This is a genomic window from Pseudomaricurvus sp. HS19 (genome assembly GCF_009857815.1).
Classification (GTDB): Bacteria; Pseudomonadota; Gammaproteobacteria; order Pseudomonadales; family Cellvibrionaceae; genus Pseudomaricurvus.
This window is the reverse complement of record NZ_WVVW01000001.1, coordinates 1,142,565-1,162,926: the sequence shown is the minus strand read 5'-3', so window position 1 is coordinate 1,162,926 and position 20,362 is coordinate 1,142,565. Positions and strand designations below refer to the sequence as shown.

General features: G+C 58.9%; 20 protein-coding genes. 16 read left to right on the top strand and 4 right to left on the bottom strand.

Translation table 11 applies throughout. The features are described from left to right. The first annotated feature begins 74 nt into the window (after positions 1 to 74). The 4 genes from odhB (at position 75) to sucD (ending at position 4,985) form a co-directional block, all read left to right on the top strand. The gene (gene odhB, locus GSF27_RS05215) at positions 75 to 1,274 is read left to right on the top strand and encodes a 2-oxoglutarate dehydrogenase complex dihydrolipoyllysine-residue succinyltransferase (RefSeq protein ID WP_160966373.1); all 1,200 of its coding nucleotides are present in this window, start codon (positions 75 to 77) and stop codon (positions 1,272 to 1,274) included. Positions 1,275 to 1,378: 104 nt separating this feature from the next. Beyond that, positions 1,379 to 2,797, top strand: coding sequence for a dihydrolipoyl dehydrogenase (gene lpdA, locus GSF27_RS05210; RefSeq protein ID WP_160966372.1), 1,419 nt, complete (start codon positions 1,379 to 1,381; stop codon positions 2,795 to 2,797). 136 nt (positions 2,798 to 2,933) lie between these two features. Next, complete coding sequence (gene sucC, locus GSF27_RS05205; protein ID WP_160966371.1) at positions 2,934 to 4,097, top strand: ADP-forming succinate--CoA ligase subunit beta; 1,164 nt, start codon at positions 2,934 to 2,936, stop codon at positions 4,095 to 4,097. 15 nt (positions 4,098 to 4,112) lie between these two features. After that, positions 4,113 to 4,985 carry a succinate--CoA ligase subunit alpha gene (gene sucD, locus GSF27_RS05200; RefSeq protein ID WP_160966370.1) on the top strand — a complete coding sequence of 291 codons (873 nt, stop codon included), beginning with the start codon at positions 4,113 to 4,115 and terminating at the stop codon, positions 4,983 to 4,985. Between the two features lie 108 nt (positions 4,986 to 5,093). Here sucD and GSF27_RS05195 read toward each other — a convergent pair whose 3' ends face one another. After that, on the bottom strand, positions 5,094 to 5,612 hold the full coding sequence (locus tag GSF27_RS05195; protein WP_160966369.1) for a hypothetical protein: 519 nt from the start codon (positions 5,610 to 5,612) through the stop codon (positions 5,094 to 5,096). Between the two features lie 144 nt (positions 5,613 to 5,756). Here GSF27_RS05195 and GSF27_RS05190 point away from each other — a divergent pair, with 144 nt between their 5' ends. The 8 genes from GSF27_RS05190 to GSF27_RS05155 all read left to right on the top strand — a co-directional run bounded on the left by GSF27_RS05190 (position 5,757) and on the right by GSF27_RS05155 (position 12,582). Continuing rightward, a complete protein-coding gene (locus GSF27_RS05190) occupies positions 5,757 to 6,257 on the top strand; it encodes a PaaI family thioesterase (protein ID WP_160966368.1) in 501 nt (166 codons plus the stop codon). Then, a complete protein-coding gene (locus tag GSF27_RS05185; RefSeq protein WP_160966367.1) occupies positions 6,254 to 6,679 on the top strand; it encodes a PaaI family thioesterase in 426 nt (141 codons plus the stop codon). Before GSF27_RS05190 ends, GSF27_RS05185 begins: the two co-directional genes overlap by 4 nt. 128 nt (positions 6,680 to 6,807) lie before the next feature. Beyond that, a complete protein-coding gene (htpG, locus tag GSF27_RS05180; protein ID WP_160966366.1) occupies positions 6,808 to 8,703 on the top strand; it encodes a molecular chaperone HtpG in 1,896 nt (631 codons plus the stop codon). Positions 8,704 to 8,844: 141 nt separating this feature from the next. Further along, positions 8,845 to 9,870, top strand: coding sequence for an NAD(P)H-dependent glycerol-3-phosphate dehydrogenase (locus GSF27_RS05175; protein WP_160966365.1), 1,026 nt, complete (start codon positions 8,845 to 8,847; stop codon positions 9,868 to 9,870). A gap of 57 nt (positions 9,871 to 9,927) precedes the next feature. Then, entirely contained in the window at positions 9,928 to 10,218 is a 291-nt protein-coding gene (locus tag GSF27_RS05170; protein ID WP_160966364.1) for a DUF4389 domain-containing protein, read from the top strand. Between the two features lie 14 nt (positions 10,219 to 10,232). Next, on the top strand, positions 10,233 to 10,694 hold the full coding sequence (gene sixA / locus GSF27_RS05165) for a phosphohistidine phosphatase SixA (protein ID WP_160966362.1): 462 nt from the start codon (positions 10,233 to 10,235) through the stop codon (positions 10,692 to 10,694). A 66-nt stretch (positions 10,695 to 10,760) separates the two neighbouring features. Next, the gene (locus GSF27_RS05160; RefSeq protein ID WP_160966360.1) at positions 10,761 to 11,690 is read left to right on the top strand and encodes an alpha/beta fold hydrolase; all 930 of its coding nucleotides are present in this window, start codon (positions 10,761 to 10,763) and stop codon (positions 11,688 to 11,690) included. Between the two features lies 1 nt (position 11,691). Continuing rightward, positions 11,692 to 12,582: a DUF4892 domain-containing protein gene (locus GSF27_RS05155; protein ID WP_160966358.1), complete on the top strand. Its 891-nt coding sequence runs from the start codon at positions 11,692 to 11,694 to the stop codon at positions 12,580 to 12,582. A gap of 142 nt (positions 12,583 to 12,724) precedes the next feature. On the opposite strand, the gene folE is transcribed toward GSF27_RS05155, so the two are convergent. Continuing rightward, positions 12,725 to 13,264 (bottom strand): GTP cyclohydrolase I FolE, encoded by a 540-nt coding sequence (gene folE / locus GSF27_RS05150; protein WP_160966356.1) that lies wholly within the window; start codon positions 13,262 to 13,264, stop codon positions 12,725 to 12,727. 339 nt (positions 13,265 to 13,603) lie between these two features. Between folE and prmB the strand changes: the two genes are divergently transcribed. The 3 genes from prmB to GSF27_RS05135 all read left to right on the top strand — a co-directional run bounded on the left by prmB (position 13,604) and on the right by GSF27_RS05135 (position 16,959). Continuing rightward, complete coding sequence (gene prmB, locus GSF27_RS05145; protein WP_370462565.1) at positions 13,604 to 14,521, top strand: 50S ribosomal protein L3 N(5)-glutamine methyltransferase; 918 nt, start codon at positions 13,604 to 13,606, stop codon at positions 14,519 to 14,521. Positions 14,522 to 14,618: 97 nt separating this feature from the next. Continuing rightward, positions 14,619 to 15,725, top strand: a complete 1,107-nt coding sequence (gene aroC / locus GSF27_RS05140) for a chorismate synthase (RefSeq protein WP_160966354.1) — start codon at positions 14,619 to 14,621, stop codon at positions 15,723 to 15,725. 25 nt (positions 15,726 to 15,750) lie between these two features. After that, a complete protein-coding gene (locus tag GSF27_RS05135) occupies positions 15,751 to 16,959 on the top strand; it encodes an MFS transporter (protein WP_160966352.1) in 1,209 nt (402 codons plus the stop codon). A gap of 26 nt (positions 16,960 to 16,985) precedes the next feature. Here GSF27_RS05135 and GSF27_RS05130 read toward each other — a convergent pair whose 3' ends face one another. Both GSF27_RS05130 and GSF27_RS05125 read right to left on the bottom strand, forming a co-directional pair. Then, on the bottom strand, positions 16,986 to 17,738 hold the full coding sequence (locus tag GSF27_RS05130; RefSeq protein ID WP_160966350.1) for a TIGR04219 family outer membrane beta-barrel protein: 753 nt from the start codon (positions 17,736 to 17,738) through the stop codon (positions 16,986 to 16,988). 124 nt (positions 17,739 to 17,862) lie between these two features. Beyond that, positions 17,863 to 18,780, bottom strand: coding sequence for a LysR family transcriptional regulator (locus tag GSF27_RS05125; protein WP_160966348.1), 918 nt, complete (start codon positions 18,778 to 18,780; stop codon positions 17,863 to 17,865). Positions 18,781 to 18,942: 162 nt separating this feature from the next. Here GSF27_RS05125 and leuC point away from each other — a divergent pair, with 162 nt between their 5' ends. After that, the gene (gene leuC, locus GSF27_RS05120) at positions 18,943 to 20,361 is read left to right on the top strand and encodes a 3-isopropylmalate dehydratase large subunit (protein WP_160966346.1); all 1,419 of its coding nucleotides are present in this window, start codon (positions 18,943 to 18,945) and stop codon (positions 20,359 to 20,361) included. Position 20,362: the final 1 nt, after the last annotated feature.

Sequence of the window (20,362 nt, the reverse complement as noted above, 5' to 3'; positions counted from 1 at the left end):
CGGTTAATTGAACTTTCGAACGTGCCTTCAGGCGCCGCGACAACGATAGCCGAAGAGCTAAAGGAACCAACAGAATGACAATTGAAATCAAAGCTCCGACTTTTCCCGAATCCGTACAGGACGGTACCGTAGCTACCTGGCACAAGCAGCCAGGCGAAGCGGTTGCCCGTGACGAGCTGATTGTAGACATCGAGACTGACAAGGTGGTGCTGGAAGTAGTCGCACCTGCCAATGGCACTCTCAGCGAAATCCTCAAGGGTGAGGGTGAAACCATCCTCAGCAATGAGGTGATTGCGATTTTTGCCGAGGGCGATGCTCCGGCCGCTGCTGCCCCGGCGGCTGCAGCGCCGGCCGCTGCGGAAGCTTCCGACGAAGGTGCCGCAGGCGGCTTTGCCAGCCCCTCTGCCCGCAAGCTGGCAGAAGAAAAGGGTGTGGACCTGAGCACCCTGAAGGGCACTGGTAAAGACGGTCGCATCACCAAGGAAGACGTGGAGAATGCCGGTACTGCCAAGCCTGCAGCCGCTGCAGCAGCGCCGAAGGCCGCGGAAGCGCCGGTTGTGATTGCCGGTGAGCGCATCGAGAAGCGCGTTCCAATGACCCGTATGCGCAAGCGTATCGCCGAGCGTCTGATGGAAACCGCACAAGGTACCGCCATGCTGACCACCTTTAACGAGGTGAACATGGCTCCTGTTATGGCTCTGCGCAGCAAGTACAAGGACCAGTTTGAGAAGTCCCACAATGGCACCCGCCTGGGTTTCATGGGCTTCTTTGTTAAAGCGGCGGTTGAAGCCCTGCGTCGTTTCCCGGCGGTGAATGCCTCAATCGACGGTAACGATATTGTTTACCACGGCTACCAGGACATCAGTGTGGCGGTCTCTACCGACAAAGGTCTGGTGGTGCCGGTGCTGCGTGACGTTGAGAATATGAGCATTGCCGAGGTGGAGAACACTATCCGTGATTTCGGTATCCGTGCCCAGGCTGGCAAGCTCACCATGGAAGAGATGACCGGCGGTACCTTCTCCATCACCAACGGTGGTGTGTTTGGCTCGTTGATGTCCACACCAATCATCAACCCTCCGCAAACTGCGATTCTCGGCATGCACTCCATTAAAGAGCGCCCCATGGCGGTTAATGGCGAAGTGAAGATCCTGCCGATGATGTACCTGGCCCTGTCCTACGATCATCGCCTGATCGACGGTAAGGATGCTGTGCAGTTCCTGGTGGCCATCAAGGACATGATCGAGGATCCGGCGCGCATTCTGCTGGAACTCTGAGGTGACGTCGGGCCACACACTGTGGCCCGCGATGCAGTGGTCATCAGCCTGTAACCTGATATCGCTGAGATACAGTTTTAAATTTGTTAAACAGGACTAAAAGTATGTCGGAAAAATTCGATGTGATCGTCATCGGCTCGGGCCCTGGCGGCTACGTAGCCGCGATTCGTGCCGCACAGCTGGGCCTCAAAACCGCCTGTATTGAAAAGGGCAAAAACGGGGGCACCTGCCTGAACGTGGGTTGTATCCCCTCCAAGGCGCTGCTGGACAGCTCCTACAAATACCACGAGGTTAAGGAAGCCTACGGCGCCCACGGTATCGCGACCGGTGATGTGACCATCGATATTTCCACCATGATGAAGCGCAAGGACAAAGTGGTACAGCAGATGTCCGGCGGTATCGGCGGCCTGTTCAAGGCCAACGGTGTGACCTCCCTGGCGGGCACCGGCAAGCTGCTGGCCGGCCGCAAGGTGGAACTGACCGACGCCAAAGGCGAAGTGAAGATCCTGGAAGCCGACAACGTGATTCTGGCTTCCGGCTCTGTACCTGTGAATATTCCTTCAGCGCCTGTGGATGGCAAGCTGATCGTGGATTCCACCGGTGCGCTGGAGTTCAGCGAAGTGCCCAAGCGCCTCGGCATTATTGGTGCCGGTGTAATCGGCCTGGAGCTGGGCAGTGTCTGGAGCCGTCTGGGCTCTGAAGTCGTGTTGCTGGAAGCGATGGATAACTTCCTCGCCATGATGGATCAGCAGGTGGCCAAGGAAGCGCAGAAGATCCTCAAGAAACAGCACCTGGATATCCGCCTCAGCTGCCGCGTAACCGGCACCGAGATCAAGGGTGAAGAGGTAGAGGTCACCTTTACCGATAAGGATGGCAACGAGCAGAAGCAGACCTTCGATAAGCTGATCGTCTGTGTCGGCCGCCGCCCTTACACCCAGGGTCTGCTGGCTGCGGACAGCGGTGTTAACCTGGATGAGCGCGGTTTTATCTACGTCAATGACCTCTGTTCCACCGACGCCCCCGGCGTCTGGGCGGTAGGCGACGTGGTTCGTGGCCCGATGTTGGCGCACAAAAGCTCCGAAGAGGGGGTTATGGTGGCTGAACGCATCGCGGGTCAGAAGCCGATGGTAAACTATGATATTATCCCCAACGTCATTTATACCCACCCCGAGGTGGCCGCTGTCGGCCGCACCGAGGAGCAGGTAAAAGCCGACGGTGACGCCTATAACGTCGGTATCTTCCCGTTTATGGCCGTAGGTCGCGCCGTTGCAGCCGACGAGGCTGACGGGTTCGTGAAAATGATCGCAGACGCCAAGACAGACCGTGTTCTCGGGTGCCACATTGTGGGCCCCAGCGCATCTGACCTGGTGCAGTCGGTGGCAATCGCCATGGAGTTCGGTTCAACCGCCGAGGATATCGGCATGACCGTATTTGGTCATCCGACCTTCTCGGAGGCTGTCAAGGAAGCTGCTTTGGCAGTGAACGGTCATGCCGTTCATATGCCCAATCGCAAGCGCAAATAATAAAACCTATAGCGCAAGGGGAAGCCAATCGGCGGTAATTCCGCAGGCTGGCTTCAAACCAGAAGTCTGTGCCTCACCCGGGCTTCTTTATTAAAAACGATAGAGCGCCTAGAGCGCGAGTGGATGGAAAGTAGACATGAACTTGCATGAATATCAAGGCAAGCAGCTGTTCCGCGAATACGGCCTGCCAGTATCTCAGGGTATTGCGGCCGAGACCGTAGCCGAAGCTGCCGCTGCTGCCGACCAAATTGGTGGTGACAAGTGGGTTGTTAAAGCCCAGGTACACGCTGGTGGCCGTGGTAAGGCTGGCGGTGTAAAGCTGGTCAGCTCCAAAGCTGAAATCGAAGAGTTCTCCAAGAAGTGGCTGGGCAACCGTCTGGTGACCTATCAGACAGACGAAAAAGGTCAGCCTGTCAGCCGCATTCTGGTTGAATCCTGCACCGACATCGCCAACGAACTGTACCTCGGCGCTGTGGTAGACCGCTCCAGCCGTCGCATCGTTTTCATGGCCTCTACCGAAGGTGGTGTAGAGATCGAGAAAGTTGCTGAAGAGACTCCTGAAAAGATCCTGAAAGCGACTGTTGATCCCCTGACCGGTGCCCAGCCTTACCAGGGCCGCGAGCTGGCATTCCAGCTGGGTCTGGAAGGTCCTCAGATCAACCAGTTCGTCAAGATCTTCATGGGTCTGGCGAAAATGTTCCAGGAAAAAGACCTGGCTCTGCTGGAAATCAACCCACTGGTTATCACCGACGCCGGCAACCTGCACTGCCTGGACGCCAAAGTGGTTATCGACGGCAACGCCATGTACCGTCACCCTGAGCTGAAAGAGATGCACGATCCTTCCCAGGAAGACGCTCGTGAAGCTCACGCTGCCCAGTGGGACCTGAACTACGTAGCTCTCGATGGCAACATCGGCTGCATGGTAAACGGTGCTGGTCTGGCCATGGGTACCATGGACATTGTTAACCTGCACGGCGGCAAGCCAGCCAACTTCCTTGACGTAGGTGGCGGTGCAACCAAAGAGCGCGTTATCGAAGCCTTCAAGATCATCCTGGCTGACGACAATGTTAAAGCCGTTCTGATCAACATCTTCGGTGGTATCGTTCGCTGCGACCTGATTGCAGAAGGTGTAATCGGCGCTGTTGAAGAAGTGGGCGTTAAGATTCCGGTTGTTGTTCGCCTTGAAGGTAACAACGCCGACCTGGGTGCCAAAGTACTGGCCGAAAGCGGTCTCAACATCATTGCTGCAACCAGTCTGACCGACGCTGCAGAGCAAGTTGTTAAAGCGGCGCAAGGTTAATAGGGGACAAGCACAATGAGTATTCTGATTAACAAAGACACCAAAGTAATCTGCCAGGGCTTCACTGGTGGTCAAGGTACTTTCCACTCCGAGCAAGCGATTGCTTACGGTACCAAAATGGTTGGCGGTGTAACTCCGGGCAAAGGTGGCACTACTCACCTGGGCCTGCCGGTTTTCAACACTGTTGCTGAAGCGGTTGCCGCCACTGGCGCCGAAGCTTCCGTAATCTACGTACCGGCTCCTTTCTGTAAGGATTCCATCCTGGAAGCAGCCAACGGTGGTATCAAGCTGATCGTATGTATCACCGAGCACATCCCTGTAATGGATATGCTGGAGTGTAAAGTGAAGTGTGACGAGCTGGGCGTACGCCTGATCGGTCCAAACTGTCCGGGCGTTATCACTCCCGGCGAGTGCAAGATCGGCATCATGCCAGGTCACATTCACCTGCCAGGTAAAGTCGGTATCGTTTCCCGTTCCGGCACCCTGACTTACGAAGCCGTTAAGCAGACCACTGACTACGGTTTCGGCCAGTCTACCTGTGTTGGTATTGGTGGTGACCCGATCCCGGGCTCCAACTTCATCGACATTCTGGAAATGTTCGAGAAAGATCCACAGACCGAAGCGATCGTTATGATTGGTGAGATCGGTGGTTCCGCTGAAGAAGAAGCCGCGGCTTACATCAAAGCCAACGTGACCAAGCCAGTGGTTTCCTACATTGCCGGTGTAACTGCACCTCCCGGCAAGCGTATGGGCCACGCCGGCGCCATCATCTCCGGTGGTAAAGGTACTGCCGACGAGAAATTTGCTGCCCTGGAAGACGCCGGTGTGAAAACCGTTCGCTCCCTGGCCGGCATCGGCGATGCACTGAAAGAGCTGACCGGCTGGTAAGGCTGGTTTTTTCTGAAGTGATGAAAAAGGGCTGCAATTGCAGCCCTTTTTTATGTCCTGTAATCACGGTGGCAGCGATTACAGGACGTCGTTTGCGGTGGCAGGAGCTTACAGACTGTCGTTCGGATTGCCGACGAAGTAGTACACGGACCACTCCTCTTTGAACACACCCTTGGTTTCGATGGCGTGAATGGCCAGGGCGGTGTTGCTGCCGGCTTTGTGGTAAACCGCCCGTACACCATTGGCCAGCTTGCGCGGCTCTTCCGTCAGCTGCCAGCCGTCGCCCAGGCAGGTGGCGGCTGTCTGTTTGCCTTTGTTGTAGACCTCCATGGCACTCTCCTGGTCGGGAAACGAGAGATTGCACATGTAACTGCTCTGGTTATTGCCCCAATCCCATACCTGGCAGTTCTTGCCAACCATGTCGTAGCGTACGTCCCAGACGGTCATGCGATTGCCGGGGCGCGGGTTTTTGCGAATTTGCTCGAAGCCGGAGCTGTGCTGTGAGATCAGGGCGCTGACCTTGTCACAGGTGCTCATGGAGGCGACGGTGTCATCGGTAAGGTTGCTCTGGCAGCCGCTTAACAGGGCGGCGCCCGCGAGTGCGATCAGGGTGGGCCGGAATTTCATCGGACTGTCCTTGCTGTCGTAAAATACAATGTCGTACAAACTCGCGCAGTTATAGCATGTCGCGGGGAGATCGCCCAGCAGACCATGCGAGGCCGCGCCATCTGCGCTATGATCCAGCGGTTTGTTGCTATAGGAGGGCCTGCCATGGCTGTGGACCTGGAAGAGTTTCGCCAGCTGGCGCGTGTGCTGGATATGCCGGGGCGCGGTGATCATTTTGAAACCTTGGGGATTCGTGTCACTGACGTGCAGCGGGGCAGTGTGACGTTGCAGATTGATTATCAGGAGTCACTGGTGGGTAACCCGGTCAGCGGTGTTATCCACGGCGGGGTGATCACCACCTTGCTGGATACCTGCTGTGGTTTTTCGGCCTCAACGCTGCTGGAAACCCTGGCGGTCACCCCGACTATTGACCTGCGTATTGACTACCTGCGCCCCGCGGAACCGCACAAGCCTGTCATTGCGGTGGGGGAGGTCTATCACGTGACCCGCCATGTATTGTTTACCCGGGCTGTGGCTCACCAGGGCGATCCCAGCCGGCCGGTGGCCCAGGCAGTGGGCAATTTTGCCCAGTTGGAGCCCGGTGTTTTTGGCGAGTTTGGTGACAACGTGCGTCAGGCGGCCCGCTCAGGGGAGGGAGAGTCATGAGTGAACTAGGTGACGCTACCCGTCGTGCCCAGGCGCAGAATGATCCTAACCTGTTGCTGGAGGCCATCCCCTATGCCCGTCTGCTGGGTATGCAGGCACAGTCGGTGAGCCTGTTTCACCTGCCGCCCAGCAAATCCAATATCGGCAACCCCACGCTACCGGCGCTGCATGGCGGAGCCGTGGGTGGCTTTATGGAGATGGCCGCCATTGCCCATACCATGATGATTATGGATGTGCTGCGGGTGCCGAAGGTGATTGGCTTCTCCATCAGCTATATCCGACCCGGGCGCTTTATGGATACCTATGCCCGCTGCGAAGTGGAGCGCTTTGGCCGCAAAATGGTCAATGTGAGTATTCAGGCCTGGCAGGAGGACGAAAAAATCCACATCGCCAAAGCCAGTGTTCAATTTTTGCTGGATTAGGCTGTATCACAGCCAATCTTCTCCCCGTGCCCGGCACTCTGTTGCCGGGCCCCTTGAAATCCCCCAAACCAGCCCCATCTACAAGTGCACATAATATTGACCACGAACACTTCAGGAGCTCTTGCGACATGACTGTGGAAGCGCACAAAGAAACCCGCGGCTTTCAGACGGAAGCCAAACAACTTTTGCATTTGATGATTCACTCGCTCTATTCCAACCGGGAAATTTTCCTGCGTGAGCTGGTTTCCAATGCATCGGATGCGGCCGACAAACTGCGTTTTCAGGCACTGGCAGATTCCAGCCTGTATGAGGATGATGCCGAACTGGCGATTCGTATCGGGTTTGATAAGGACGCCAAAACCATCACCATCATCGATAACGGTATCGGTATGACCCGTGACGAGGTGGTGGAAAACCTCGGCACCATCGCCAAGTCCGGTACAGCCCAGTTCCTGCAGAATATGTCCGGTGACCAGCGCAAGGATTCCCAGCTGATCGGCCAGTTTGGTGTGGGCTTCTACTCGGCGTTTATTGTTGCTGACCGGGTTGAAGTGTTTACCCGTAAAGCCGGTGCTGCCGCTGCCGACGGTGTGCACTGGGAGTGTACCGGTGAGGCGGAGTTCACGGTGGAAACCGTGGAGAAAGCCACCCGTGGTACTACCATCGTGTTGCACCTGAAGAGCGATGCCGAAGAGTTTGCCGATGGCTGGCGCCTGCGTTCCGTGATCAAGAAGTACTCCGATCACATTTCCCTGCCGGTGATCATGCAGAAAGAGAGTCAGGGTGAAGAGGGCGAAGAGCCCCAGGATGAGACCATCAACACCGCTACGGCTCTGTGGACCCGCTCCCGCTCGGAAGTCAGTGACGACGAGTACAAGGAGTTTTACAAGCACATCGGCCACGACTTTGAAGATCCCCTGACCTGGAGTCACAACCGCGTGGAAGGCAAGCTGGACTACACCAGCCTGCTGTACCTGCCAGGCCGTGCACCCTTTGATCTCTACAATCGCGATGCCTCCCGCGGTGTGAAGCTCTATGTACAGCGCACCTTTATCATGGATGACGCGGAGCAGTTCCTGCCGCTCTACCTGCGCTTTATCAAGGGCGTGGTGGACTCCAACGATCTCTCCCTCAACGTCTCCCGGGAAATCCTGCAGAAAGACCCGAACATTGACGCCATGCGCACGGCCCTGACCAAGCGCGCGCTGGATATGCTTTCCAAGCTGGCGAAGAACGAGCCGGAACAGTACGCCAAATTCTGGCAGGAGTTCGGCCAGGTACTTAAAGAAGGGCCTGCGGAAGATTTTGCCAACCGTGAAAAGATCGCCTCGCTGCTGCGCTTTGCTACCACCCACACCGACATGGCCGATCAGGACCAGTCGCTGGATGAGTACATTGAGCGCATGAAGGAAGGCCAGACCAAGATCTACTACGTTGCTGCTGAAACCTTCAATACCGCCAAAAACAGCCCGCACCTGGAAGCCCTGCGCAAGAAGGGTATCGAGGTGCTGCTGCTCTCCGATCGCGTTGACGAGTGGCTGATGAGCCACCTGGTGGAGTACAAGGAGAAGGCATTCCAGGATGTGGGCAAGGGCCAGATGGATCTCGGCGAGCTGGACACCGAAGAAGACAAGAAAGCCCAGGAGGAGAGCGCCAGACAGCACGAAGACCTGGTCAAGCGCGTCAAGGATGTGCTGGCCGAGCGCGTGGAAGAGGTGCGTGTTACCGGTCGCCTGACGGAATCTCCGGCCTGTCTGGTGGTTGGCGAACACGACATGGGCGCGCAGATGCGCCGTATCCTGGAGCAGGCAGGCCAGCAGTTGCCGGATTCCAAGCCGGTGCTGGAACTCAACCCCGGACACCCGTTGGTGACCAAGCTGGATCAGGAGCCTGATGAAGAGCGTTTTGCCGATCTGGCCAATATCCTCTTCGACCAGGCCCAGCTGGCAGAGGGCGGTACCCTGGAGGATCCGGCCAGCTACGTCTCCCGCCTCAATAAGCTGTTGCTGGAGCTGAGTCACTGATTCCCGCCCCGGATTGATCCGAGCCACAGAGCGGCCAGCTAACCCTGGCCGCTTTTCTTTTGTGTCGCCGCATGGGCCTCTCTATAATGGTGACATGTCGCAAACCGCTCCCGCTGTGGAGTAATGAGCCAAGCATTTATCATGTCCAGTGACAAAACCATTGCCGTCCTCGGCGGCGGCAGTTTCGGTACCGCGATCGCCAACATCATCGCCACCAACGGCCATACCACCTATTTGTGGATGCGGGATGCCGAGCGGGCAGCCCGCTGCCAGGCCAGCCGTGAGAACCCCGAGTACCTGCCCGGATACCTCCTTGACGATCACCTGGTCCTGACCTCTGACCTGCAACAGGCCGTTGTGGCGGCGGACGTGGTGTTTATCTCCATTCCCAGCTCATCCTTCCGGGCGGTTACCCGTCAGGTGGCGGGATTACTGAAGCCGGGAGTGATGGTGATCAGCACCACCAAGGGCATTGAGCCGGAAGGCTTTACGCTGATGAGCCAGATTCTGGAGCAGGAGCTGCCCGGCGCGCGTATTGGTGTACTCAGTGGCCCCAACTTCGCCAAGGAGATTGTCCAGCGCCACCAGACCGGTTCGGTGATCGCCAGCGAAAATGAAGAGGTGATCGACTGTATCCAGGAGATCCTGCATTCCCCCACCTTCCGGGTCTATGCCAACCGCGACCGCTACGGTGTTGAGCTGGGTGGTGCACTGAAAAACATCTACGCGATCGTTTGTGGCCTGGCCGCAGCCGTTGGGGCAGGTCATAACACCCAGGCCATGCTGCTCACCCGCAGTCTGGCCGAAATGGGCCGTTTCGCCCGCCAGATGGGGGCGGATCCCATGACCTTCCTGGGGCTGGCCGGTGTCGGTGACCTGATTCTGACCTGTACCTCTGACCTGAGTCGCAACTACCGTATCGGGCAGGCGATTGGTAACGGCAAGACCCTAGAGCAGGCGGCGAAGGATATTGGCCAGGTTGCGGAGGGTGTCAATACCGTGCGCATCGTGAAGCAGAAGGCGGATGAGCTGGGCGTCTATATGCCACTGGTTACCGGCATGTACGCTATCCTGTTTGAAGGCAAGCCGCTGCAGGAAGTGGCTGTGGAGCTGATGACCGGCGAGCACAACAGCGATGTAGAGTACTCCGGTAAACTGGATGACTAACCACACAGGGTGCACACGATCGCGTCGCACCCCGGATGCAATTTAAGGATGGAATCAATGGACGATCAAACCAAACACAACCTGCTGTCGCCCGAGCTGTGGATGCGCTTTGTTTTTATGCTGATTGTGGGGCTGTTTGTACAGCTGGCGGCAGCACTGATGTGGCTCGTGGTGCTGGTGCAGTTTATCTTTGTGGCGATCAGCGGTGAGCGCAATGACAACCTGCGCCGTTTTGCGGCTTCACTGGCCACTTACATCTACCAATGCTGGCAGTTCCTGAGTTTTGGCAGTAACGACAAGCCTTATCCCTTTCAGGACTGGCCTGCGGAGGAAGGGGAAACCGACTAGCGGAGGCGCGATACATGGCCCGACAGCTGTTTATCCTGCGGCACGGTGAAGCCGAGTCCTTTGCCAGTACCGACGCCGAGCGTCGACTTACCGATCGTGGTCGTGCCCAGACCGAAGCCATACTGCAACAGAGTCTGCCTGAGCTGCGCCAGGTGACGCGTATCGTAGCCAGTCCCTATGTACGTGCGCAGCAGACTGCGGAACTTGCGGCCCATGTCCTGCAGCTGCCGGTTCTGACCGATGCTCGACTCACCCCTGACTCAAATCGGGCCACTGTTGCGGAGCTGTGGAGCGAGAGCCCGGAACACGACGTGCTGTTACTGGTGAGCCACCAACCGCTGGTAGGTGGCTTACTGGACTGGCTCTGCGGGTTACCTCGTGGGCAACAGGTCATGGGTACCAGTGCCCTGGCGGCGCTGCGAACCGATGTGGTTGCCGGCGGCTGTGCGGACCTGCTCTGGCTGCGTCAGCCCTGATGGCTTGCCTGACCGTAACCGCTTTCCACCTACACACTGATAGCCTTGCGGGCTACCGGCTGAATAATGACCGATAGCAATACCCCAGTCCCGTCACAGCTCACCTTCGAATTACCCAACCTTACCCTGACCGCCCAGGTATGGGGCCCGCCGGATGGATTGCCGGTACTGGCCCTGCACGGGTGGCTGGACAACAGCGCCAGCTTCTATCGTCTGGCACCGTTGCTGACCGGTTGCCGGGTGGTGGCTCTGGATATGGCGGGTCATGGTCGCAGCCAGCACCGCAGCGATCTGCAGCCCTACAATATCTGGCCGGATGTGGGTGAAGTATTTGCCGTGGCGGATCAGCTTGGGTGGCGCCGGTTTGCGTTGCTGGGGCACTCCCGGGGCGCCATTATTTCGATGCTGTGTGCGGGCACCTTCCCGGAACGCATTACCCACCTGGCGTTGCTGGATGGCATCTTTCCCCAGCCTGTGGCGGCAGAGGAAGCGCCGGAACAGTTGGCGCGTTCCATCCGCGATTGCCGGCGCCGGCGGCGCTGGCCTCTCTACGAGACCCGTGAAGAGATGATCAGGACTCGTATGGAGGGGGTCTGGACGCTCTCACGTGCCTCAGCCGAGGCGTTGATAGCCCGTGGTACCGATGCGGTAGACGGCGGCTATCGCTGGAGCGCCGATCCTTTGCTGCGGGCGGCGTCAGCGGTGCGCTTGTCGCAGGAACACCTGCAGGCTTTTGCCGGGCGGGTCCAGGCGCCGTTGAGCCTGTTTCGCGCCACCCGGGGTGCGCTGTCCGGAAGCGACGCCAGCGCCATGATTGGGGAAAACTGCCAGACCCATGACATCGCCGGGGGGCATCACTGCCATATGGAAGAGCAGGCAGGGGATATCGCCGCTGAACTGAACCGTTTCTTCGCCAGCAGCGTTAATATGGACAACAACGAGGCGTCAGTGAGTGCTGATCACAGCAACGTACAAACGCCCGCAGAGGGAGAGTGACATGGTAAAACAGGCTTTCAGACGCATCTGCCAGCGACTGCTCTGGGGCGGGGCAATGCTCGTTGTTGCTGCGCCCTTGCAGGCGCTGCCGGTGGCGCCGTTCCCCCACTTGCAGTCGCTGGTGGAAGAGCAGCGGGCGGTGGATGACTATCCGTTTACCCTTGGTGGACTGAAGAAGATTAACGGCCAGTGGGTGGCGGACAAGGAGTATCGACTCACCGGCGAGCTGGAGCGCCACAGCTATCAGGTCGAGGGCCATTACGGCTACCAGGAGGTGTTCGAGTACTACCGCAAGCAGTTGTTGCAGCAGGGTGCGCAGGAGCTCTACCGCTGTGATGCCTTTCGTTGCGGCAGTTCCAATGCCTGGGCCAACAGCCGCTTTATGGTGAAGCAGCTCTACGGCCTCGACCAGTACCAGAGTTACGCCGCCTTTACGCTGCAGGACGAGCAGGGTGAAATGCAGAATTACGTCGCTCTCTACGCAGTGCAGCGCGGCAATCGGCGCAACTATGTGCACCTGGACGTTATCCGCAGCCCGGAGCGTCTGGGGCTGATCAGTTCCGCGGAGGTGGTAGAGGCGCAGCTGCAGCAGGGCCACTCGTTTCTGTTGCCGGAGGGTGAGCAACTGGCGGAGCAGCTGAAAATTGTCGCGACGCTGATGTCGCGCAAGCCGGGTTGGCACCTGGCCGTTGTTGGTGTCGACAGCGAGGAGGCTCCGCTGTCACAGCAGCTGGAGCGCTCCAGGGCACGGGCTGAAGAGGTCTCCGCGCAACTTGTTTCCCAGGGGGTAGCTGCAGATCGGCTACAACTGTTTGGTCTGGGAGGGGTGTTGCCGGACTTGCTGCGAGGCAAGCAGAAGCAGGCGGTTTACCTGACCCGCATCCGTCCGTAACCGCGGGAACGCAGGTGGCAGGGGACACCTGTTGCCCGTGCCAGGGAAAATGTAAGCGGAGGATTGCGGGGGAGTTGCCTTGAGGGGCAGAAGCGAGGGCGGGCACTGTGCGTAGCAGGCCCGCCGGGGTGTCACCAATGGATCAGCGGATCAGTGACAAAAACTCGGTGCGGGTGGCCTGGTTGTCCCGGAAAGTACCGAGCATGGCCGAGGTTTTCATAACCGAGTTCTGCTTTTCAACGCCGCGCATCATCATGCACATGTGTTTGGCTTCAATAATAACGCCAACACCTTCGGCGCCGGTGACCTGCTTGACGGTCTCGGCGATCTGCACGGTCAGCTGCTCCTGAATCTGCAGGCGACGGGCAAACATATCCACAATACGGGCAACCTTGGACAGGCCCACGACTTTGCCGGTGGGAATGTAGGCTACGTGGGCCTTGCCGATAAACGGCAGCAGGTGGTGCTCGCACATGGAGTAGAGCTCAATGTCCTTGACGATGATCATCTCACTGGAGTCAGACGGAAACAGCGCATCGTTGACGACTTCATCGATGGTTTGGTTGTAACCGCGGGTGAGAAATTCCATGGCTTTGGCCGCGCGGGCCGGGGTGTCTTTCAGACCGGGGCGGTTGAGGTCTTCGCCGATCGCGCGAAGAATTTCAGCATAGTGCTCTTTCATGAGAATTCCTTGGATGTGTGGACGACCAGCACGGGTTGGACAGGAAGTACGGATTGGCATAATCCAGTATAAGCCGCGTTGTTCAACATGCTAAAGACGCTGAAGCAGGGCAGCATGGGGTGTCTGGTCCCCTGAGGGGGGGTAGCCTAAGCGATGGTCGGGGTCGGGTAAAGCTTTTTTGCCCTCCACAGGGCGCCCCGAAGGGGCTGGTGATTTCGGCGGAAAGCGGTAGACTCTGCGCTCCCGGCCGCCGGCAGATACCTGGCGCAGCCGGGATTGTGGCCGCACTTGACCGGGTGTCGCAGCGGCCATCATCCGGATCTGGCAGAGGAAAACAGTGTGAGCGACAGTGTCAATGTGATCGTAGCGGAACTCCACACCTTACGGGATTACCTGCGCTGGGCCACCAGTCGCTTCCAGGAGGAGGGCCTGTTCTACGGCCACGGTGCTGACAATGCCTGGGATGAGGCGGTGCTGCTGGTGATGCCGTCATTGCATCTGCCGTGGGAGAGCTCCCCGGACCTGCTCAATGCCCGCCTGACGCCGTCGGAGCGACGTCGCCTGGTGGAGGTGATCGAGCGCCGCATCCGCGAGCGGGTGCCCGCCGCCTATATTACCGGCCGTGCCGCCTTTGCCGGGCTGGAGTTTATCGTCAATGAACATGTGCTGGTGCCCCGTTCTCCACTGGCGGAAACCATCGCCCAGGAGTTCCAGCCCTGGTTGCAGCAGTACCCGCTGCGCATCCTTGATCTCTGCACTGGCAGCGGTTGTATCGGTATCGCCTGTGCGGCGACCTTTACCGATGCCGAAGTGGTGCTGAGTGATATCTCACCCGAAGCCATTGCGGTGGCAGAGCAGAACATCACCCTGCACCGTTTGCAGGACCAGGTGAGTGCCGTGGAGTCGGACCTGTTTGCCAATCTGCAGGGGGAACGCTTTGACCTGATTGTCAGCAACCCCCCTTACGTCAACGCCGAGGACCTGGCGGCGATGCCGGCGGAGTTTCACACCGAGCCAGCGCTGGCGCTGGGCAGCGGCGAAGATGGTCTTGATTTCACCCGTCGCCTGTTGCGTGAGGCCGCCGACCACCTCAATCCCGGCGGTGTGCTGGTGGTGGAGGTGGGCAACAGCTGGCCGGCGCTGGAGGCTGCGTTCCCGGATTTGGGCTTTACCTGGCTGGAGTTTGAGAGCGGTGGTCACGGTGTGTTTGTGCTGACCGAGGAGCAGCTGCGGCTGCAGCGAGAAGATTTGCAATAAAGTGCGTATAATCGCCGCCATTGTCATTTTTGACTGCATTCTGTTTTTATCCACCCGGCTGTCGCTGTAGGCGATTGCCGGAGCAAAGAGAAGATCCATGTCTGGTAATACCTTTGGCAAACTGTTTACCGTAACCACATTCGGTGAGAGTCACGGTCTGGCGCTCGGCTGTATCGTCGACGGCTGCCCGCCCGGGCTGCCGCTGACGGAAGAGGACCTGCAGCACGACCTGGATCGTCGCAAGCCCGGTCAGTCGCGCTACACCACCCAGCGTCGCGAAGACGACCAGGTGAAGATTCTTTCCGGTGTTTTCGAGGGCAAGACCACGGGAACTCCCATTGGCCTGCTGATTGAAAACACCGACCAGCGCTCCAAGGATTATTCCAACATCAAGGACCTCTATCGTCCGGCCCACGCCGACTACACCTACATGCAGAAGTACGGTGTACGGGATTACCGCGGTGGCGGTCGCTCCTCCGCCCGCGAGACCGCCATGCGTGTTGCTGCCGGTGCCATTGCCAAGAAGTACCTGCAGGCGACCCTGGGGGTTGAGGTAAAGGGTTACCTGTCCCAGCTGGGCCCCATCAAAATTGATACTGTCGATTGGAGTCAGGTGGACCAGAACCCGTTCTTCTCTCCCGACGCCAGCAAAGTGCCGGAGATGGAAGCCTACATGCAGGCGCTTAACAAAGAGGGCAACTCCATCGGTGCCAAGATCACCGTGGTGGCCACCGGCCTGCCACCCGGCCTGGGTGAGCCCATTTTTGATCGCCTGGATGCGGACCTGGCCCACGCGCTGATGAGCATCAACGCCGTGAAAGGCGTAGAGATCGGTGCCGGCTTTGACTGCGTTGAGCAGAAGGGTACCGAGCACCGCGACGAAATCCTGCCGGAGGGCTTTCTCTCCAACCATGCCGGCGGCATCCTCGGTGGTATCTCCACCGGTCAGGACATTGTGGCCAGCATTGCACTCAAGCCCACCTCCAGCCTGCACCTGCCTGGCCGCAGCGTGAATGTGCAGGGTGAGGCGGTTGAGGTGGTGACCAAGGGCCGTCACGACCCCTGCGTCGGTATCCGGGCCACGCCTATTGCTGAGGCGATGATGGCCATGGTGCTGATGGATCACCTGCTGCGTCACCGCGGCCAGAACGGCGGTATTGAGCACAATATTGCGGTTATTCCGCCACAGGCACCTCAAGCCTGATCCCCACCCGGCAGCCGGTAGAGTGATGATCTGGCGAGAGATTCCCTATTGGCGCCTGTCGGGCTTTTACTTCTTCTATTTTGCCGTGGTGGGGACGCTCTCCCCATTCTTCGGCCTCTACCTGCAGCACCTGCAATTTACCCCGGCTGAGATCGGCGCTCTCACGGCTGTGCTGATGGTGACCCGCGTGATCGCCCCCAATGTGTGGGGCTGGCTCAGCGATGTTAGCGGCCGTCGTCTGATGGTGATCCGCACTGGTGCCTTACTCGCCTGCCTCACCTTTGGCGCTATCTTCTGGCAGCAGAGCTTCTGGAGTGTGGCCGCCGTAGTGGCGCTGTTCAGCTTTTTCTGGAACGCGGTGCTGGCGCAGTTTGAAGTGATCACCCTTAACCACCTGCATGGCCATACCCATTTTTACAGCCGCATCCGCCTCTGGGGCTCGGTGGGTTTTATCGTCGCGGTACTGGGTTTGGGGTGGTTGTTTGAGCGCGCCGGCATGGGGCTGTTCCCGTTGATGCTGTGGCTGTTCCTGGCGCTTATCTGGCTGATGACCCTGCTGGTGTACCAGCCGCCCGCTGCGGACAGCTCGCGGGAGGTCAGGCAGCCGTTCAGTCGTTACCTCTGGCGCTGGCCGGTGGTGAGCTTCCTTGCCTCGGGCGTATTGCTGCAATTCAGCTTTGGCAGTTTCTACACCTTTTACAGCGTCTATCTTGAGGCGCTGGGCTACCCGCGCTTTACCATTGGCAGCCTGTGGGCGCTGGGGGTGTTGGCGGAGATCGTCTTTTTCCTGGTGGTGCACCGGGTGCTGCAGCGCTTTGGGCTGCGGCGGGTGATGATCTTTGCCCTGGCAGTGACAGCGGTACGCTGGTGGCTGACGGGCTGCTACGCGGATCTGCTGTGGTTGCTGGTGGTCACGCAGCTGCTGCACGCTTTTTCCTTTGGCGCGGTACATGCAGTCTCCATTGAGTGGGTACGGCGCTTCTTCCCGGGGCGGGTGCAGGGGCAGGGGCAGGCTCTCTATTCGGCACTCTGTTTTGGAGCTGGCGGTGGCCTGGGGGCGCTGGTGAGTGGTGCGGTGTGGGAGCACAGCCCGGTGCTGGCATTTGCCATTAGCGCGGTAGCGGCGGCAGGAGCTACGTTGTGGGTGTGGCTGGGCGTCCGGCAGGAGCCTCAGGAACCGCAGGAAGGGAAGCAGGCTGTGGCCGGGCCCGAGGCCCAGCCGCAGCAGGGATAGCCTTTAGTCTATCAACTTTCAGGCCATCAGAAGTGCATGGTCACAGCGGCGTAAGGGCCCTTAATCTCGAGGTCGGTACGCAAATCGTCCAGCTCTTCCAGGTCCAGGGTCATGCTGCGGTAGCCTGCTTCCAGGCCCAGCCCCAGGAAGGGAATCAGGTCTGATTCGTAGGCAATCTTGACAGTATAGTCCAGCAGGCCGTCACCGCTGTAGCTGATACCACTGGCTTCGGCGGCCAGTGACCAGCCGGTGGTGGGCAGATCGAACTGGGCCTTGGCGTAGAGCATGGGCAGCCAGCCGGAGAGTTCCACGGACTCTTTCTCGCCGCCACCCATCACAGTGAGTTCACCATCCCAGTTGCGCACATTCAGGCCCAGGTCCAGGTTGACCCAGTTATCCAGCAGCTCGTAGTAGAGCACTACATCGGTGTGATCCAGTTGCAGCTCGCTGTGTACATCGGTACCTCCACTGAAGGCCACGTCATCCAGGGTAAAGTCGGCCCCCAGTTCGCCGGTGCCACTGGTGTCCAGTCGCGTCTGCTGCAGACGCAGGTTGGGGATCACGGGGATCGGATGCTCCAGGGCGATGTAGACAAAGTTGGCGTTGTCATCGTCCAGGCCCAACTGATCGACGTCGAGCAGGGAATTGCCCACGTCACCACTCAGGTCGGCCTGCCAGACTCCGGCACCGGCATAGATGCCCAACACAGTATCAGCGGAGGCGCTGCCGGCGAGCAGGCAAAGGGTGGTGGCGCCAGCGAGCTTACGTAATGAATTCATGGTCTTTCTCTCTGTTTTTTGTGGTTCAGGCTGTTTTTTGTGATTCAGGGTTGTCAGAAGTACTTAAGCTGCGCGGCAGACTAACCCGCTGGTGGATTGTCTTCTATGACGCATGGCGCATGTTTTACTTTTTGCCGGTGGCGAATTTGCTGGTGCGGGTAGCTTGCAGGTCTGTCAGAAAGGCTCGTGCTGCATTGCTGAGGGTGCGGTCGGGGCGGCTGACGCAGCCCAGGGTTCGGGACAGTTGTACGCCTGCAATGTCGAGGATGGCCAGCGCAGGGTCTGATGATCCGAGCATGGTGTCAGGCAGGGCACTCCAGCCCAGACCGATAGAGGCCATCATCTTGATGGTCTCCAGGTAGTTGGTTGCCATGGTGGTGTTCAGGGTTAGGTGATGGGACTCGAACAGCGCTTGCACCCGGCGTGAGGTGTAGGTGTGGGCAGCTGGCAGGATGGCGGGGTAGTTTGCCAGTTGAGCCAGGCTCGATGCACCTGATAGTGCCAGCGGGTGATCTGGTGCCACTACCAGGCTTAACGGGTCGTGCCACAGGGGAAGTGCCTCCACACCGCTCATGGCGGCACGGGTGGCCTCGTCCGGCAAGGTGACCAGGGCCAGTTCGATATCCCCCCGCTGGAGTGCCTCGTAGGCCTGTTCCGAATCGATAAAGTCCAGCTCCAGCTGTACCTGTGGGTGGGCGCGGGTAAAAGTCTGCAGGATTTGGGGCAGGTGGTGCAGGCCGATGTGGTGGCTGGTCGCCAGTCGCAGCGGCCCGCGGACTTCACCGGCGAGGTTGGCCAGTGCCAGTTCGGTGTCGGCAACGGATTGCAGGATCTGCTCTGCCCGCGGCAGCAGCGCCTTGCCCGCTTCAGTCAGGGTGACACTGCGGCCAAACCGGTCGAACAGGCGGCAGTCCAGCAGCTCTTCCAGCGCGGCGATGCGTTTGCTGATGGCGGGCTGGGTGAGGTAGAGCTGCTGGGCAGCGGTGGTGAAGGAGCCGCTGCGCGCTACCGTGAGAAAGGCTTTCAGGTGTTGGGTATCCATACCTGCCATCCTAATGGTATTCCAATCTGGAATTCAAATTATAAAAAAGATGAATTTGTATTATTTGTCGGCAGTTCCTAAAATTCGCTCATTCCGTGATCGGGGCTGAGGCCCCGCAGCAGTAACCCCAATAACGGTGATTAGCCGTGCAGTGAGGACCCTATGGCAGGCAAGACCCTCTACGACAAACTCTGGGAAGCCCATCTCGTCAAAGAGCGGGATGATGGCTCGGCGTTGATCTACATCGACCGCCACATTATTCATGAAGTGACCACCCCGCAGGCGTTTGAAGGCCTGCGCATGGCCGGTCGCAAGCCCTGGCGTGTGGACAGCATCCTGGCGACCCCGGATCACAACGTACCCACCACCCAGAAGGAGCGTGCCTCCGGTGTGGACGGTATCGAGGATTCCGTCTCCCGCATCCAGGTAAAAACCCTGGACGACAACTGCGATGAGTTCGGCATCGTCGAGTACAAGATCAATGACCAGCGTCAGGGCATCGTGCACGTAATTGGCCCGGAGAGCGGCGCTTGCCTGCCCGGCATGACCATTGTCTGCGGCGACTCCCACACCGCCACTGACGGCGCCCTGGGTGCCCTGGCTCACGGTATCGGCACCTCCGAGGTGGAGCATGTAATGGCGACCCAGTGCCTGGTGGCCAAGAAAATGAAGAACATGCTGATCCGTGTGGACGGCGAGCTGGGTGCCGGCGTCACGCCCAAGGACGTGGTGCTGGCCATTATCGGCAAGATCGGTACCGCCGGTGGTACTGGCTACGCGGTTGAGTTTGGCGGCCAGGTGTTCCTCGATATGTCTATGGAAGGGCGCATGACCGTCTGTAACATGGCCATTGAAGCGGGTGCCCGCGCCGGTATGGTGGCGGTTGACCAGACCACCATCGACTACGTGAAGGGTCGTACCTACGCGCCAAAAGGTGAGCAGTGGGAGATGGCAGTGGCTGAGTGGCGCGAGCTGGTGAGCGATGCCGATGCACAGTTTGACAAGGTGGTTGAAATTGACGGCGCCTCTATCAAACCGCAGGTAAGCTGGGGTACTTCTCCCGAGATGGTATTGCCGGTGGATGCCGCCGTGCCGGATCCCGCCGCCGAAAACGATCCCGTGAAGAAGGCGGGTATTGAACGCGCGCTGCAGTACATGGGCCTCGCTGCTGGCCAAAAGATTACCGACATCCATGTGGACAAGGTCTTTATCGGTTCCTGCACCAACTCCCGCATCGAAGACATTCGTGCGGCAGCTGAAGTAGCGAAGGGCCGCAAGGTCGCCGCCAATGTCAAAGAGGCGATGGTGGTACCGGGTTCCGGTCTGGTGAAAGCCCAGGCGGAAGCGGAAGGGCTGGACAAGATTCTGCTGGAAGCGGGCTTTCAATGGCGCGAGCCGGGCTGTTCCATGTGTCTGGCCATGAACGCCGACAAGCTTGGCAACGGTGAGCATTGCGCTTCCACTTCAAACCGCAACTTCGAAGGTCGTCAGGGCTACGGTGGTCGTACCCACCTGGTGAGCCCGGCTATGGCAGCCGCTGCGGCGATTGCCGGTCACTTTGTTGACGTGCGCGATCTGTAAG

Excerpts from the sequence above, each read along its gene's own strand:
- odhB (WP_160966373.1), top strand. The coding sequence starts at position 75 with ATGACAATTGAAATCAAAGCTCCGACTTTTCCCGAATCCGTACAGGAC.
- lpdA (WP_160966372.1), top strand. The coding sequence starts at position 1,379 with ATGTCGGAAAAATTCGATGTGATCGTCATCGGCTCGGGCCCTGGCGGC.
- sucC (WP_160966371.1), top strand. The coding sequence starts at position 2,934 with ATGAACTTGCATGAATATCAAGGCAAGCAGCTGTTCCGCGAATACGGC.
- sucD (WP_160966370.1), top strand. The coding sequence starts at position 4,113 with ATGAGTATTCTGATTAACAAAGACACCAAAGTAATCTGCCAGGGCTTC.
- GSF27_RS05195 (WP_160966369.1), bottom strand. The coding sequence starts at position 5,612 with ATGAAATTCCGGCCCACCCTGATCGCACTCGCGGGCGCCGCCCTGTTA.
- GSF27_RS05190 (WP_160966368.1), top strand. The coding sequence starts at position 5,757 with ATGGCTGTGGACCTGGAAGAGTTTCGCCAGCTGGCGCGTGTGCTGGAT.
- GSF27_RS05185 (WP_160966367.1), top strand. The coding sequence starts at position 6,254 with ATGAGTGAACTAGGTGACGCTACCCGTCGTGCCCAGGCGCAGAATGAT.
- htpG (WP_160966366.1), top strand. The coding sequence starts at position 6,808 with ATGACTGTGGAAGCGCACAAAGAAACCCGCGGCTTTCAGACGGAAGCC.
- GSF27_RS05175 (WP_160966365.1), top strand. The coding sequence starts at position 8,845 with ATGTCCAGTGACAAAACCATTGCCGTCCTCGGCGGCGGCAGTTTCGGT.
- GSF27_RS05170 (WP_160966364.1), top strand. The coding sequence starts at position 9,928 with ATGGACGATCAAACCAAACACAACCTGCTGTCGCCCGAGCTGTGGATG.
- sixA (WP_160966362.1), top strand. The coding sequence starts at position 10,233 with ATGGCCCGACAGCTGTTTATCCTGCGGCACGGTGAAGCCGAGTCCTTT.
- GSF27_RS05160 (WP_160966360.1), top strand. The coding sequence starts at position 10,761 with ATGACCGATAGCAATACCCCAGTCCCGTCACAGCTCACCTTCGAATTA.
- GSF27_RS05155 (WP_160966358.1), top strand. The coding sequence starts at position 11,692 with ATGGTAAAACAGGCTTTCAGACGCATCTGCCAGCGACTGCTCTGGGGC.
- folE (WP_160966356.1), bottom strand. The coding sequence starts at position 13,264 with ATGAAAGAGCACTATGCTGAAATTCTTCGCGCGATCGGCGAAGACCTC.
- aroC (WP_160966354.1), top strand. The coding sequence starts at position 14,619 with ATGTCTGGTAATACCTTTGGCAAACTGTTTACCGTAACCACATTCGGT.
- GSF27_RS05135 (WP_160966352.1), top strand. The coding sequence starts at position 15,751 with ATGATCTGGCGAGAGATTCCCTATTGGCGCCTGTCGGGCTTTTACTTC.
- GSF27_RS05130 (WP_160966350.1), bottom strand. The coding sequence starts at position 17,738 with ATGAATTCATTACGTAAGCTCGCTGGCGCCACCACCCTTTGCCTGCTC.
- GSF27_RS05125 (WP_160966348.1), bottom strand. The coding sequence starts at position 18,780 with ATGGATACCCAACACCTGAAAGCCTTTCTCACGGTAGCGCGCAGCGGC.
- leuC (WP_160966346.1), top strand. The coding sequence starts at position 18,943 with ATGGCAGGCAAGACCCTCTACGACAAACTCTGGGAAGCCCATCTCGTC.